The organism is Burkholderia sola, assembly GCF_905400185.1.
GTDB lineage: Bacteria > Pseudomonadota > Gammaproteobacteria > Burkholderiales > Burkholderiaceae > Burkholderia > Burkholderia sola.
Genome location: NZ_FR989675.1, coordinates 1,337,411 through 1,350,488 on the forward strand (window position 1 = coordinate 1,337,411; position 13,078 = coordinate 1,350,488).

The 13,078-nt window shown below is 53.5% G+C and carries 12 protein-coding genes and 1 tRNA gene; 10 read left to right on the plus strand and 3 right to left on the minus strand.

The features are described 5' to 3' along the window. Positions 1-60: 60 nt before the first annotated feature. Both KR541_RS06245 and KR541_RS06250 read left to right on the plus strand, forming a co-directional pair. Positions 61-137: transfer RNA gene (locus KR541_RS06245), tRNA-Arg, on the plus strand. A gap of 262 nt (positions 138-399) precedes the next feature. Beyond that, entirely contained in the window at positions 400-1,170 is a 771-nt protein-coding gene (locus KR541_RS06250) for a hypothetical protein (RefSeq protein WP_216089412.1), read from the plus strand. Positions 1,171-1,185: 15 nt separating this feature from the next. On the opposite strand, the gene KR541_RS06255 is transcribed toward KR541_RS06250, so the two are convergent. Next, the gene (locus KR541_RS06255) at positions 1,186-2,550 is read right to left on the minus strand and encodes a hypothetical protein (RefSeq protein ID WP_216089413.1); all 1,365 of its coding nucleotides are present in this window, start codon (positions 2,548-2,550) and stop codon (positions 1,186-1,188) included. Between the two features lie 333 nt (positions 2,551-2,883). On the opposite strand from KR541_RS06255, the gene KR541_RS06260 reads away from it, so the two are divergent. From KR541_RS06260 to KR541_RS06290, 8 genes are all read left to right on the plus strand, one after another. Further along, entirely contained in the window at positions 2,884-3,231 is a 348-nt protein-coding gene (locus KR541_RS06260; protein ID WP_216089414.1) for a hypothetical protein, read from the plus strand. A 370-nt stretch (positions 3,232-3,601) separates the two neighbouring features. Beyond that, the gene (locus tag KR541_RS06265; protein ID WP_216089415.1) at positions 3,602-4,747 is read left to right on the plus strand and encodes an inovirus-type Gp2 protein; all 1,146 of its coding nucleotides are present in this window, start codon (positions 3,602-3,604) and stop codon (positions 4,745-4,747) included. Positions 4,748-4,994: 247 nt separating this feature from the next. Then, a complete protein-coding gene (locus KR541_RS06270) occupies positions 4,995-5,540 on the plus strand; it encodes a hypothetical protein (protein WP_216089416.1) in 546 nt (181 codons plus the stop codon). Further along, on the plus strand, positions 5,537-6,931 hold the full coding sequence (locus KR541_RS06275; RefSeq protein WP_216089417.1) for an adenine nucleotide alpha hydrolase family protein: 1,395 nt from the start codon (positions 5,537-5,539) through the stop codon (positions 6,929-6,931). Before KR541_RS06270 ends, KR541_RS06275 begins: the two co-directional genes overlap by 4 nt. A 1-nt stretch (position 6,932) precedes the next feature. Continuing rightward, the gene (locus KR541_RS06280; RefSeq protein ID WP_216089418.1) at positions 6,933-8,093 is read left to right on the plus strand and encodes a helix-turn-helix domain-containing protein; all 1,161 of its coding nucleotides are present in this window, start codon (positions 6,933-6,935) and stop codon (positions 8,091-8,093) included. Next, positions 8,059-8,649, plus strand: a complete 591-nt coding sequence (locus KR541_RS37105) for a PIN domain-containing protein (RefSeq protein WP_486194682.1) — start codon at positions 8,059-8,061, stop codon at positions 8,647-8,649. The genes KR541_RS06280 and KR541_RS37105 overlap by 35 nt, the downstream gene beginning before the upstream one ends. Positions 8,650-8,688: 39 nt before the next feature. Further along, the gene (locus KR541_RS06285) at positions 8,689-9,927 is read left to right on the plus strand and encodes a hypothetical protein (RefSeq protein WP_216089419.1); all 1,239 of its coding nucleotides are present in this window, start codon (positions 8,689-8,691) and stop codon (positions 9,925-9,927) included. A gap of 363 nt (positions 9,928-10,290) precedes the next feature. Continuing rightward, the gene (locus KR541_RS06290) at positions 10,291-12,054 is read left to right on the plus strand and encodes a P-loop ATPase, Sll1717 family (RefSeq protein ID WP_216089420.1); all 1,764 of its coding nucleotides are present in this window, start codon (positions 10,291-10,293) and stop codon (positions 12,052-12,054) included. Positions 12,055-12,447: 393 nt separating this feature from the next. On the opposite strand, the gene KR541_RS06295 is transcribed toward KR541_RS06290, so the two are convergent. Both KR541_RS06295 and KR541_RS06300 read right to left on the minus strand, forming a co-directional pair. After that, complete coding sequence (locus KR541_RS06295) at positions 12,448-12,591, minus strand: hypothetical protein (protein WP_216089421.1); 144 nt, start codon at positions 12,589-12,591, stop codon at positions 12,448-12,450. A 141-nt stretch (positions 12,592-12,732) separates the two neighbouring features. Next, positions 12,733-13,035, minus strand: coding sequence for a DUF6881 domain-containing protein (locus KR541_RS06300; protein ID WP_252996646.1), 303 nt, complete (start codon positions 13,033-13,035; stop codon positions 12,733-12,735). Positions 13,036-13,078: the final 43 nt, after the last annotated feature.

Genomic DNA, 13,078 nt, shown 5'->3' on the forward strand with positions numbered 1-13,078 from the left:
CGTTACTCGAAAGCCCGATGCCGAATACGGTCCGCGAAAGGCCGTGTCTTTTCTCCCCGACCGCCCTTAGCTCAGTTGGATAGAGCAACGGCCTTCTAAGCCGTAGGTCACACGTTCGAATCGTGTAGGGCGGGCCAGTGAAATCAATGGGTTAGATCGTATTTCAAAGTCTATCTCCATCCTCAAAAAATTCCATGTAGGCGTCGTGTAGGTGTTCGCGGCCAATGCAGATCCAGATTTAATCCATGTCGGAAGGGGCGTTGGAGAGTGATTGGCAGCGCCGCAAGCCGACGTGAGGGACTGCTGCCATCATGCTCCGATCTGCGTCAGTTGTGGCACGATATCGATGCTTGGGTAAGCCGGATTGGCCGCCGGTGATATAACAGAGCGGGGTGAGGAGTGACGCAACAGAAGGCGCCGCAGGAAATCATCGAATTCAGCGCGAAGTTGCACGAGACTTTGCGCGGCTATCTCGATATGGACAGCTGGACGCCAGTAACGGGTGCGTTGCTGCTGTCCGGTATCCAGCCGCCTCTTGGCTGCACGGAATTACCGAAAAGCGGCGGTATTGGCCTTGACGGCACCGAAATAGTCGGCTTCGGAGAAGGGCAATACCACGAGGCCCGAACCATCCTGAAGCAATGGAAAGACTGGTGCGAAGATCGCGGACGTGATTCCGAGATCGGAATGAAGCCCATCGAGTTCATCGACTGGTGCGTCGAGGACGAGATCAAAGAGCGGTTCGCTGTCCACCATCGCTTGCAGTGGATCGATGTCTTCAAGGATATGGTTGGCTACCCGAGCGGACATGTGCCGTTCGAGGTAGCACTTTATGCTGCGAAGACGGCCCAGCCGCTTGAGTTTATCCTGGAGAAACTTGACGAGATCGACCGTCGCGCGATTAAGGCGGCGCGCCGTGGTTCGATCGCCGTCGTCCCCATGGTGTCCGGCGATGGTTATCCCCAGGTCGTGATCAATCCGCTTCGTCAGCATCTGACAACGGAAGAGCTCGCATCTGCATTGGGCGTTCAGCCGCAGACGATCTACAAACGGCACTCGGAAGACGGCCACTACCGTGGAGTTGCTCCCGAGAAGCAGGACAACCGGTCGCTTGCGTGGCCGCTCGACTCGGTCGACCGGATGATGAGGCGCAAAAAGACGGAAGGATGAGCTGCGCGGACAGTCTTACGATTCGGAATCGTTGCGATTATTTTTGCGGTGTAGTGTTTTTGCAGCCTTCGTTTGCCTCGTCGCCAAAGTTTTCTTCTTCCTTTCTGCGGCCAGGGTCCATTGCTCGGCGGCGTGAGCTATTAACTCATCCATCTGTAATTCGCGCACGAATGAATTGCCGGAGGCCTGCTCTTTGCGATGTGCATTTCGTGCAGTCCGTTTTCGGGTCCGTGTGCGTTTAGCGAGCTTGCCGACCGGTGATTGACTGCACCAGAATGCGTGATGCCCGCCCAGTGGGATAGTGCGGCAGTAGAAATCCGGTTCGGTAGAAATCGTTATTGTCTCGAGAGCGCGAACTGCCGCGCCCACATTATCGGGATGAGCCGGCCACGCCTTGCAGTTTATTTCGGCTCTCTTTGCTCCGACTGTGGCGTTCCATTTCTGCGTCAGTTCCTCGAGTGCGGCAGGCGCCTGTCCAAGGTTATCGCTTAGGTAAATGAACCCGTCTAGCCAGTACCCGATATTCTTGTTGTTCCTCAGTAGGATGGTGTACCCAAGATAATTGGATTCTGGGATGTCTTTCTTTATGGATCGCCTAAATTTGCTTAAATATTTACGAATATCGACGTACGAGACGGGGCCATTCCCAGCTAAATGAGAGGAGCGGTGGATGGTGAAATGAGCGAAAAATGGATTGGGTGCACGCATTATCAGGTGATAGGCATACTGCATGGCGCTTGTTCTGGTATCTTGCGCGCCGCGTTCAAACTGCTTGATCTCATCGGAGCGGCTGCGAATTTTCTCAAGAACGGTCTTTGAAAGTTCGTTGAGCGTTTGCAGTGCATCAATAAGTGCGTGCCCCATCAGTCCTGTCGGTCTCCAAAATATGGACAGGTAATTATTGCAAGCGATCTCAATTCGCGTCGCGACGGCCGCCTGGTTATTCCCGCCGTACTCGCTGTCGGTATCAAGAAAAATCTGAAAAAGGGGGTGGAATCGGTGGTCGGGGTGCAGGGTGCCGATGAGGCGAAGTTCTTGCGCAAAAGTTGACGTGAAAAGCTCAGCCAAGGCGCGTGCTGGCGACCGGGCAACGATGCTTGAATTTCCCCTTGCGTCGAGGTGAAGGACGAATGGCTCTACGCTACCACGGTAGGTGTGGACGAATGCCTTCATTCGCCGCACAACATTCCGAATGTTCCAGACGGGTTCGAAATGGGATGGGTACGGCGGCAGCAACGCCTCGTTGGCGCTATGCAATTTTTGCCATGTGCGCTCGATCACGCCTTCGTCGGGGCGTCCTACGGCGAACTGATACGCGGGGTCGGGTGGCGATGCCCGTTTGCGCTTTCTCGGCTCTGGATGGGGCTGGGACGATGACATCGTGCAACCGGCAAATTAACGACATCGCAGTCTTGCATCCGAAAGTGCGCCTGGTCAAGTACGCACCCGAAAGCAGATCAAGTTAGCCCCCTTTCGATACCTTATAAGGGATTGTAGGACGCCGCCTTGGAGATAGACTCCGAGAAAAAATTGAGCCGGCCAGCATGGATTGTGTGCGATCCCTACATCCGGAGTTGGGGTAGCTGCCGTCTGCGTGGCCGCCTGCCTGGAGCCGAAGCCGACATTCGTAGTGCATCGAAAGTGCAGTAAGCGTGCACTATCCTTGCATCGTCGGTGTAAGCTATATGTCCGAACTTGCTGAAAGGGGCGACCATGCACGACCAGCAAAGCTGCAACGAATACGAGGCGCTGACTGACGCAAGCCTTTTTGCGCTGCTTGAAGAGCGGGCTCTGGACTGCCGGCAAAAGTCCATGACTGCGAGACTGGCGGCGGTTACGGACGTCGTTGAAGCCATACTTGCTCGTGGTTATGACCGCTCTCAGGTACTGGATCTCTTGATTAACGCGGGCTGGCGCTTCACGCCAGATAGTTTTGATTCGGCACTATCCCGAATCCGGAAACGGCGGCTGAATGCTGGCAGTAATGTGCAGAGCCAGAAGAGATCACTGGAATTTTTGGATGTATTTGCGAGTCCACGAAAAAATTGGAGAGGGAAGTAATCGGTATTGCGTCTATCGATCTTTGGCGTACGCTCAACTCTACGTCTGCTCGGAATTTCTCCATTCGACATATGTCTGAAATTTGATTGGTTGCTATTTGATGGGCTTCTTCTTCAATATTCCATCCTCGTGGTGAGGAATTCCTTGCGAATGAGGTGTTGCTGAATTGGGTAATGCTAATAGTAAGATGGTAATATTTTCATCGTCCTCTATCTGTAAATAAGATGTATGTAGATAAGCCTATGATTTGAGGGTGGTGTTGCTTTGTGGCTGTGGCGTGATATCGCGAATCCTTATTTTGATCGATTAGATTGTGATAATTTAATGCTCGTCTGTATGAGTTGACTCAAACAACATGGAGTGATTCTTCGTGACTCATGCGAGTAATGATTGCTCTTCAGGCTTAAATGGTGATCGAGTTGCTTCGGCGATACAATGGTCGCTGAACTCCTTCGGAGATGTTTATACTGATCTGGTTGATCTGATAAATATTGCCATCGATACAGATTACGCTCCCTTCACATTCGATCCTTGCAAGCCGTACCCCACCCGTACACCGGTACTGACAGGTGACTACAAGCATCTGGGTGGCTTTCTTCCGAAATTTGATCTGTGTATGGACCTTTGTTGGCCGGGTTACTATTACAGCCCGGATTTCCAGCTTTTCTTCGATGTACTGTCCACGCATCCGATAGCTGATTTGAGGCAAACAGACGCTTCTCGCACGGTTACGGCAATGAAACAGCAAGCTGCGTTGTACAACGGCTTTATTGATGATCTCCGGCAGGAGGGAAAGCGCCGTAATATCGGAAAGCAGCTCTCAGATTGGCGAGGAGGCTTGACTGAGCAGGCGCGCTCCGTAAGAGAGCTGATGGTGGACTTGCGTTCACTCGATAAGCGGTTGATACCGATGCGTGTGGACTTGTATTACAGCACGTCAGCCGTAGTGGAGGCGGACGCCATGCCGCGTCTCTGTTGGGGAGCGTATAGCAAAGCGCTGCATGCTGATGATCGATTCGATGCGCCTGGCTGGTCGGGTTCTTTCGAAGTACGGGCGAGAATTGATTCCCGACGTGCGATGGAGGACCGCGCACGCTTCTTCGAGAACAGGAAGGGCGCGGATCGGGAACTGTTCGATGCGATGGTCGCTTACGTGTGCAAGATGGAGGTGGGTGGACGTCACCGTGCCAATCATTTCCACGTGCTGTTTCTGTTTGATGCTGATCGGGTGAGTCAGCAGGGCTTGGTTCGCCTGTATTCGCTCGTGGTGCAGCGCTGGCGTCGTGTCACCGGTGGACTGGGACTGGTATATCACTCACGCGACCGTGAGGACGTGCAGCAGCTGCGCAGACAGGGGCGCTGGGCGCTTGATGCGCTGGACTGCCGCAATGACGCTGAGCTGGCGGCTCTCGAGCGGCACGTGCTGGGCTACCTTGTGAAGGACAAAGGCCAAGCGCTGCGCGTCAAGCCCTCTCCGAAGGCCCACACGCTTGTGAAGGGCGTGCCGGGGCGTTAGTGAGAGGCCATGCTGCCATGTTGCTGGCTCTTGCGATATCAGTCATTGATTTGACCGATGATGCTTGCCTTCTCCCGAGGGAGGTCCTCGTCAGCGGCTTTTCGTGGGTCTTTGCGCTCTTGATTGTTGGGGGGGGCGGATTGCTTCCGGCGGCACGATGTGACAATGTCTGAAAAATATAATGAAATTAATTGACATTGTCATTTTGTGGGTTAGCATATAGACGTGTGACCTCCCAGGAGCAGGCATGCGTGACGACCTACATACGACGGTGGCCTTGAGGCCGCACTGGCGGAAAGCTGTGCGTGCAGTCGAAATGCCGGACCAAGGCGAAGCGGCGATCGAAATTCATCGAGCTTCATGTCGTGAATGGGAGGAAGGTGTGCGGCCGGCGTGGTTCGCTGAACTTGTTCACAAAGTCGAAGAGGCTCGCTCAAGTCTATTTAGCGTCGAAAGCGTTCTTGCCGTTGTGGATAGTTTTGAGCAGAGCGCGAGCCGGCCGCTTGAGAGAAGTGTGTGTGAGGTCGCTCGACAAGTCGCTTATGGTGGACCGGTAGATAAGCTGGAGCACGTAGTCCAAGCCACCGTCATCAGCGACTGCGCGCGTCACGGAATTGAGCACTGCGCGCTCAGTGTCGCCGATCAGTTTAACGAAGGGCAGAGCACTCAGCTAAGGCGCGCCATGACTAAGCTAGCTGCCGAAATTGACTTCACTTCGGAGCCTGCTCCCCGCACGCGCAAGAAGCTGAGCAAGGACCAGGTCCTAGATCTACCTCTAGACATGAGCGTATGAATCACCAAGCTACTGCACATGCCGATTCACCTTCGGCATTTTTCCGTGTCACGGATCGGCGCGTCCGAAAGTCGACCAAGGTCCACGTAGTGCGGTTGGGGGACGACATTAAGGTGCGTCCGGATCGTCTTTCCGCGTATTGCTTTCGTCAATCGGACGGCCTTGCGCACGATCTGATGACGCTAATCGGCGCTGTCAAATTCGCTGACCGGAAGCTCATGCGTCACCACTCGAAGGGCTGGGGGCGTTATTTGCATGTTGAGCTGCCTGTCTTCAGATCCAACATTTGGCTTCAACAATCGGTTCAAGACTCGCTCGTACATTGTCTGAACTACTTAACGGGGGATATGTGGTCATTCTCCTTTACGGAGCGTACGGGCCGTCCGCCGACCTTGGGGCAATCACCGCTATCCGACATATCTCTGAGCAACCGGGAGCTCCTGTTCGTTCCGTTCAGCCATGGGTTGGACTCTTATGGGCAAGTTCGTCTCTGGCAACGCGAGCAGCCGGATACCGAAGTGGTCTGCGTTTTTGCTGATGCCCGTACCTCCGGCGTCGATCATGGCAATGGTTTGAAGCGCAAAACGTCTGAACATATTCAGTATGTGCGGGTCCCGGTCTCAGTGAAGCCGATGCGACGAGCTGAGCCTAGCTTCAGGTCGCGCCCGTTTATGTTCTATTTGCTGGCCGCCCTCGGAGCGATCGAGTCGGGAGCAAACAAGGTCATGATCCCCGAGAACGGTCAAGGAAGCATAGGTGGATCGCTAATTGTGACCGGGCATGAGGCGAAGCATCGGAGTTGTTACCCAGGGTTCACCGCCAAGCTGTCGCGTTTCGTCGAAGCATTGACGGGGAAACGCGTGAAGTTCTATCATCCGGCGCTTTTCGAAACGAAAGGGGCTGTCCTGCGCGCGCTTGCGGATGCTGGTGAGGATGTACGCGCAGTTCTAGGCAGACACCGCTCTTGCTCATGCGATGCTCGACTCACGTCTCGCGATGAGCGGATGTTCCACTGCGGCGTATGTGGAAATTGCTTGCTGCGGCGCGCAGCTGAACATTCCGCAAATCTTGATGGTGCGACCGAATACCTTTTCGAAGACTTGAGTGCAGACACTCTTGAGTCTGCCTTGAGGTCAGGGAACGGCAACGTCAAGATGCGCTTCTTCTCCGACCTTGCGAGGAACGGTGCTAGGGACATGCAACGTCTTGCAGATTTGGTCTCGGCGTCGAATGCTGTCGCCGCAATCGATCTGGCCCGATTCGTTGACGGTGGCATCGAATATGCGACAAGTAACTTGACTAGGCTATTGAATTGTCACGCGGCGGAGTGGGATGAGTTCCTTTCTACGTGCGGCGAAAACTCATGGATTTCACGAACTGCGAGGGGATAGCATGGCTATCGAATTGAAGGTCCGCCCGGAAGTCTTGGGGGCGCGACTGAAAAGCGCCCGCTCGCTGGCGAAGATGACTCAGGATGTAGCGGCGCAGAAGCTTGGCTTTGCTCGCACGACGGTGGTTGCTATCGAGAGTGGGAAGAGAGCTGTTTCGGTAGACGAGTTAAGGTCGTTTGCCGAACTGTATGCAGTGTCGGAGAGCGAGCTTCTTGCCGATGGTACGCCAAGCCTAGACATGGAGTTGAAGTTTCGGCTGCACTCGAGTAGTGACGATGCTGATAGTGCAATCGCACATGTGCTTCTGAACAAGCTTGCAGCGGCGTCGGTGGAACTCGAGACTATGCTCGAGCGAGCAATGCTTCAACCAGATCTACCGGTCATTTCGATCGGTAAGTCTGGGTCCGTAGATCAGCAGGCCGAAGATGTCGCTCTCGCTACGCGACAGCGCTTGGGTATCGGTCTCGGCCCGATACCAGATCTTATATCTCTCGTTGAGCTGGACATGGGATTACGAGTATTTGAACGTGGTCTTCCTCCACGGGTAAGCGGAGCCTTCGCGTACGATGAATCGGTCGGCGGATTCATTGTCGTGAATGCGGTACATCCCGCAGCGCGACGGCGTATCACTATCGCTCATGAGCTTTGCCACGCGTTGCTGCGACGGTCTGGTGTAGTCATTCACACGACCGAAATGAACTCGGCCGACCGCGAAGAACGGTTCTGTGACGCGTTCGCGCGAGCTCTGCTGATGCCGGCGACGACGGTGAGGAAGAAGGCTGCTGAATTGCGCGACGCTGCGGGACAGTTCTCCGTTCGACAACTGCTCGCTATGGCGGTGTACTTCCATACGTCTATCGAAGCAATGACGAGGCGACTCGAAGGATTGGGGCTTCTGCCCAAAGGAACGTTCGAGTCCTTGAAGGCAAAAGGATTAGGGACGCAGCACCTTGAGGAGGTCCGGCGGGAGCTAGATGAGCCCGAAGCCGTAAATCGCTTCACGCCACGAACGCTATTGCTGGCCGCAGAGGCGTTCGAGAAGGGATTGCTATCGGAGCAGCAAATTGCGAAAAAGCTGCAACTGGATCTGGGTGCGGTTCGAGACGTTCTGGAGCATGTGAGCCCTGGTGGCGAGGGAGAAGCGCTTGAACTTGCCATCTAGTGGGTTTCCCGCCGGCCCGTTGGTCCTTGACGCCAGCGTGCTGTTCAACCTGCTTGGTACGGGCCGGCCGACGGAGTTGCTTCGTGCGCTAGGCGTGCCGTGCTGGGTCGAGGAGCGTACGGCATTTGAGATTCGTCGCATGCCTGGCCAACGAACGGAGAGCGCTCCTTTGCAACCGTTAATAGACGATGGGTGCTTGAGTCTCCTCCGCATGTCGGAGCAAGCATACGAGACGTATCTAACCTTGTTGAGTGGCCCGTCGACGGACACCTTGGACGACGGCGAAAGTGCTGCAATCGCCCTGGCAGCCGACGGGTTGGGGAGCGTGGTTCTCGACGATAAGAAGGCTCGACGGATCTTGGCTACTCGTTTCCCGGATGTTCGATCGGGTACGTCTCTCTCGCTAATTGTCGAAGCAGCGAGGCGTGCGGATTGGAGTGAACAGATGCTGCGTGACGCAGTTTCTATGGCACGTAGTGTTTCGAGAATGGCAGTCGTGTTCCATGAGCGTGCGTTGTTCGCTGAATTGCTTGCGATAGATCGAACTAACGCTTAAATAGTTGCAGGGCACGTTACTTTTTTTGAGTGCACGTCAGTGAGCAAAACTTGGGCGTATGTTGGTGAATTCGGCAGCGGAAGAATTACAGCGTGGGCTGTGAGCCGAGAGCGTTCGAAGTATGGTGGCAAGCCGTTGGGGCGGACATATTGGAGCTGGCATAAGCCTGGGAAACGAAAGCCCGTCAAGCATGTTCAGAAGGGTGGCTCGGCCTTCTTCGCATATATAAACGCAGGCGACGATGCGCAAGGTGGGGGTGGTGAATCCCTGTCGCATCGATTGTTCAAGGATGCAATCGCGGGCCTTTCAACTACCCGGCTCAGATTTGGCTCAGACAGTGAGCACGAGATCACTATTACTCATGGTGAGACGGAGAAGAGCATCCCCACATCGGGGGAGCCGTTCTATGCTGACGTCTACTTGCGCTTTACTTCGAAGAGCCTGCTGAGTCTGCGGTGGGCAGGGGAGATGTATATCGAGGTTTGCCACACGCATGCGGTTCCGGTGGACAAGCAGAAAGAGCTGCGCCGCCTACGCATGCCGGTTGTCGAGGTGAGACTACCTGAGACTTTCGAGTATTCGGTCAAGGATGAAGACACGACTGACGCGCTCGAGGAGGCGCATGTGAACAGGATTCGTCACGTCCTTCAGACGGGGTTTCTTGCAGGACGTGTTATTAGTGACCGACGTTCTGTTGAGTTCCTGGAACGGGACGTGACCAGGCTTAACGAGGCAGTTGAAGATGCTCGCAACAGGCAGGTTGATGCTAAGCGTGAGGCGGACGAGGCACTTGAACGATTTCGTGATGCTTCGAATCGAATTGCTCAACTGGAGCAAATATCGGTTCAACAGAATGAAACGATCCGAGAGTCTGCTGGCAAGGTGGAAGAACTCAAGGGGAAGCTGACTGCGCGAGATGACATCGTCAACGAACTCAACAAGAAACTGACGACGGCTACCGCCAATATCGTTGCATCAGGATCGACGGCAACAACTACAAGTCGTTGGAATATCAGAGGTCTAGTCGTTGTTAATTTGATTCTGGTAGGTCTATGTACATTCTTCGGTTATCGATATTTCGTCTCCAATCAAGCTGTTGCGCAGAGTACCCAAGTACCGGTGGCGCCACCCCAATTGGTTCCGCCGGAGTCGAAATCGACTGTGAGCTCTAATAAGCACGCGACACGACGATCAACCATTCGTCGTGGTCACAAGAAGGCGCCCACGGTTGATTCACCGGCAGAGGGATCTGTCGAAACGGATGCAGTTTCGTACTAGTCACGAAACTGGTACGTTAGGCGCCGGACAAACAGTCTGGTCGACGGTATCAAGATCACGAATTTTGTGGGCGACTAGGTGGGCTGTCTGATCAGTAGTGCAGACGAGACAGTTCGCTCCGAACGAACTGCCGTGTGCCTCCGCGTTCGACGTTAAACGTGTACGGGAATGACAAATTCGGTACGATCCGGCAAGTTCGAGGCGTGCGTCGAGCAACGAATGGCGCCGCGTGAGGGCTGCGCAGGTGTAAAATGCGACGGCACCTCATTTAGAAAAGTGGAAGCGTCGCGCACGGGGTAAGGCGGGGCATGAGACTTCCGTCATTGGCTGGATAGAATTGCATTGAAAACGAGAAAACGACTAATGAACCGTATCCACGGTCTTCCTGATAGATTTTCCCTGACCAAGCTATCGGGATTCAACTTTGGTGAGCCGGACGGCAAGGATGACCCCCTGCTCGAGGCTTGTATGCTCCCAATTACTCCAGTCGTCGAGTTTCTTGAAGAGAGCAAATCCATCGTGGTTGGCGACAGGGGAACCGGAAAGACAGCTCTGTTCCGTCTTCTGACTGCGCGGAAGCTCGAGTTCAAGTCAACAGGAAAGTTCGCGCAATTCTACGTTCCAATCGATGAAGAGCTTGCATACAAGACGCTGAAGGAGCATGTCACGTCTCAAGTGCGCGACCCCGTAAACACGCTCGACGCTCCACATCGCATTGTTTGGGAGATATTCCTTCTGAGCAGATGCTTGGAGGCCCTCAGCACTCATTTTTCTGATGATAAGGACTTCCTTTCGATACGAGATGGTTTCTTTCGGATCCTCGGGAAAAACTCCGAACAGAAGCTGGGCATCCTTGATCTATTCAAGAACACCAAGAAGACGGTAGGGGTGAAGCTCGAGGGCGGCCATCTGGGCCTGGTTATCCCGAATTTCTACACGAGCATTGAGCCGACAACCAGCCCATCCAGCAATGAACTCGATGAGAATCAATTAATTGATGTTCCGTCGATCAAGTCTGAGCTTAATGCATTTCTTAAGCAAAAGAGATGCATTGCCTATCTTCTTGTTGATAAAATAGATGAGTTTGTTGCTGGTGATGAATATGAGACGCAAAAGGCTATCTTGCAAGCCCTTCTGCATTGCTGGCGCGACTACCAGTCCTATCCGCAGTTGAAGCCGAAACTCTTCTTGAGGCGAGATTTGTTCGAGCGTCTGGATTTTTCTGCAATTGGTCGAGATAAGATAGACCCGAAGAAGACTGAGCTGAAATGGTCCCAAGAAGATATTCGTCAGTTTATGGCGGTGCGTATACTTCATAATTTGGCCGAATCCCTCGGTCGTCGAAGCCTTAAATTCCAATATGACGCTGAATCTCTTCGTCTAGATAAAAGACTTCTCAGCTCTCTAGACGCTAGCTGTGATCACGATGAGAGTGCCTCCACCCTCATGCGAAGTCTCAGAATGCTCGTTTTGAATATTCGCATGAAATTAAATTTGAGCAGGCGAGACGAATATGATGCACGTAATACGAGCATGTATGATGCGGCTTTCAAGGCTTTGATTACGGCCATCTTTCCTAGAAAGGTCACGCATCTGATGAAGGGTGGAAAATCCTCAACTATTGATTTGACGGATTATCTTTCGACGCACTTTCATTTTTCTGGTGGGCACACAACGCCTCGCGTGATGCTTCAATTTCTAAATTCGTGTGTTGCGAAGGTGCGTGAGTATTATCGTAATAATCCAGATCAATCGATCACTTTAACCGAAAAGGGTGAATATCCGCTTGTTCTGCGTGAACATGTTTCTGCGGCGTACGAAGAAACGCGAGGAATTTGTCTAAATACGCTAATCGGTCTGAGTGATGATTTTAAGCGTCCTGCTATGCTATTGATGCAAGCGGTGTCGCGATCGAAGGATTCTACTCGATTTAGTTCGGGGGATGTCCGGAGGCATATCGGAAAAGCGTTGGCGGCAAAAGGTGATCTTGATGAGCGACTGGGACACTTTCTCGCGTTTTACGAGCATGCTGGATTATTTCGATGTGTCAATCGAGCGCAAGTGCTGTCTCAGCGGGTCTACGAACTCCCGATTATATTTCAGCAGATTCGCCCCCTCGAAATTTGAGGGGTGAGTGGAGATTATCGGAATGGCCGGGTTTGCGGACTTGCATGAGCCGTGTGAGGCGGTTTGGGAAGGTGATTCTATCGGAAGGAAACGACGCGCTGGATGACGAAAATTGCTCCATTGCAGATGGAGCGTGATCGTCATGCTTGGATTGCTGGAGGACGTGCAGGACGAGGTGAGGTGTCTTAGGCAGAGTAGCTTCCGTATTCCGGGTAAACTCTACTCGCCGAGATCGAAATAATCGTCATACATTGACCGCGTAGTAAAAATTGACCATCTTCTAGGAGAGGTGTTGATGACTACGGGTAAAAAAGACGCATCGTTGGCAAGTAAGCAGCTTGCCAACAAAAAAAGCACGCCTGCTCAGAAGTCTGTCGCAGGCTCCGATCTAGCTCAGGCCAAAAAACCACCGGCACCTAAATCGAAACCGAAGGGTAAGTAGGTATTGTTGGCAACCAAACCCGCTTCGGCGGGTTTTCTATGTGCCTCGGACATCTGTGATTGTGCGACGGTGAGCTCGAGCACATCGCTGGCCATCTAATCAATCGCATCGACGAGCTGATGCCGGGGAACGTGGCGCCGTCACTGCCGTTACATGTCGATCGTCAAGACCGAGTAATCCGATCAAGCTCGCGTCGGTCACCACGGCTTCGGTGCTTGTCGCTCGGACGAGGTTTCCTAGAGGTGGTCGATGCGCGCAAGATAGCGTGACCATAGTGCCTCGAATACTTCCAACGAGATCTTTTGCGCCTCGAACTCCGGATCGGCGTTGATCTCGATCAATGAAGGCGCTGGAACTGTTCCCAGTCCCGTTTCTGGCGACGACCTTGTTTCGTCGGCAAATCCCACACTGCCATCACGATAGAATTCGAGTTTGCGTACCTCGTAACGGTCCCCGTCAAGCGTGGAGACGAGCCTGATCGGCTCATCTTTGTGGGTATGCTTCCACGCGACGTCGATAGCAACCAGCGCATTTTCCATGGGCTTTTCTGCACAAGCGTCAAAGTAGCTGCTTTCAGTGTTC

Excerpts from the sequence above, each read along its gene's own strand:
- KR541_RS06255 (WP_216089413.1), bottom strand. The coding sequence starts at position 2,550 with ATGTCATCGTCCCAGCCCCATCCAGAGCCGAGAAAGCGCAAACGGGCA.
- KR541_RS06260 (WP_216089414.1), top strand. The coding sequence starts at position 2,884 with ATGCACGACCAGCAAAGCTGCAACGAATACGAGGCGCTGACTGACGCA.
- KR541_RS06270 (WP_216089416.1), top strand. The coding sequence starts at position 4,995 with ATGCGTGACGACCTACATACGACGGTGGCCTTGAGGCCGCACTGGCGG.
- KR541_RS06275 (WP_216089417.1), top strand. The coding sequence starts at position 5,537 with ATGAATCACCAAGCTACTGCACATGCCGATTCACCTTCGGCATTTTTC.
- KR541_RS06280 (WP_216089418.1), top strand. The coding sequence starts at position 6,933 with ATGGCTATCGAATTGAAGGTCCGCCCGGAAGTCTTGGGGGCGCGACTG.
- KR541_RS06290 (WP_216089420.1), top strand. The coding sequence starts at position 10,291 with ATGAACCGTATCCACGGTCTTCCTGATAGATTTTCCCTGACCAAGCTA.
- KR541_RS06295 (WP_216089421.1), bottom strand. The coding sequence starts at position 12,591 with ATGGCCAGCGATGTGCTCGAGCTCACCGTCGCACAATCACAGATGTCC.
- KR541_RS06300 (WP_252996646.1), bottom strand. The coding sequence starts at position 13,035 with ATGGAAAATGCGCTGGTTGCTATCGACGTCGCGTGGAAGCATACCCAC.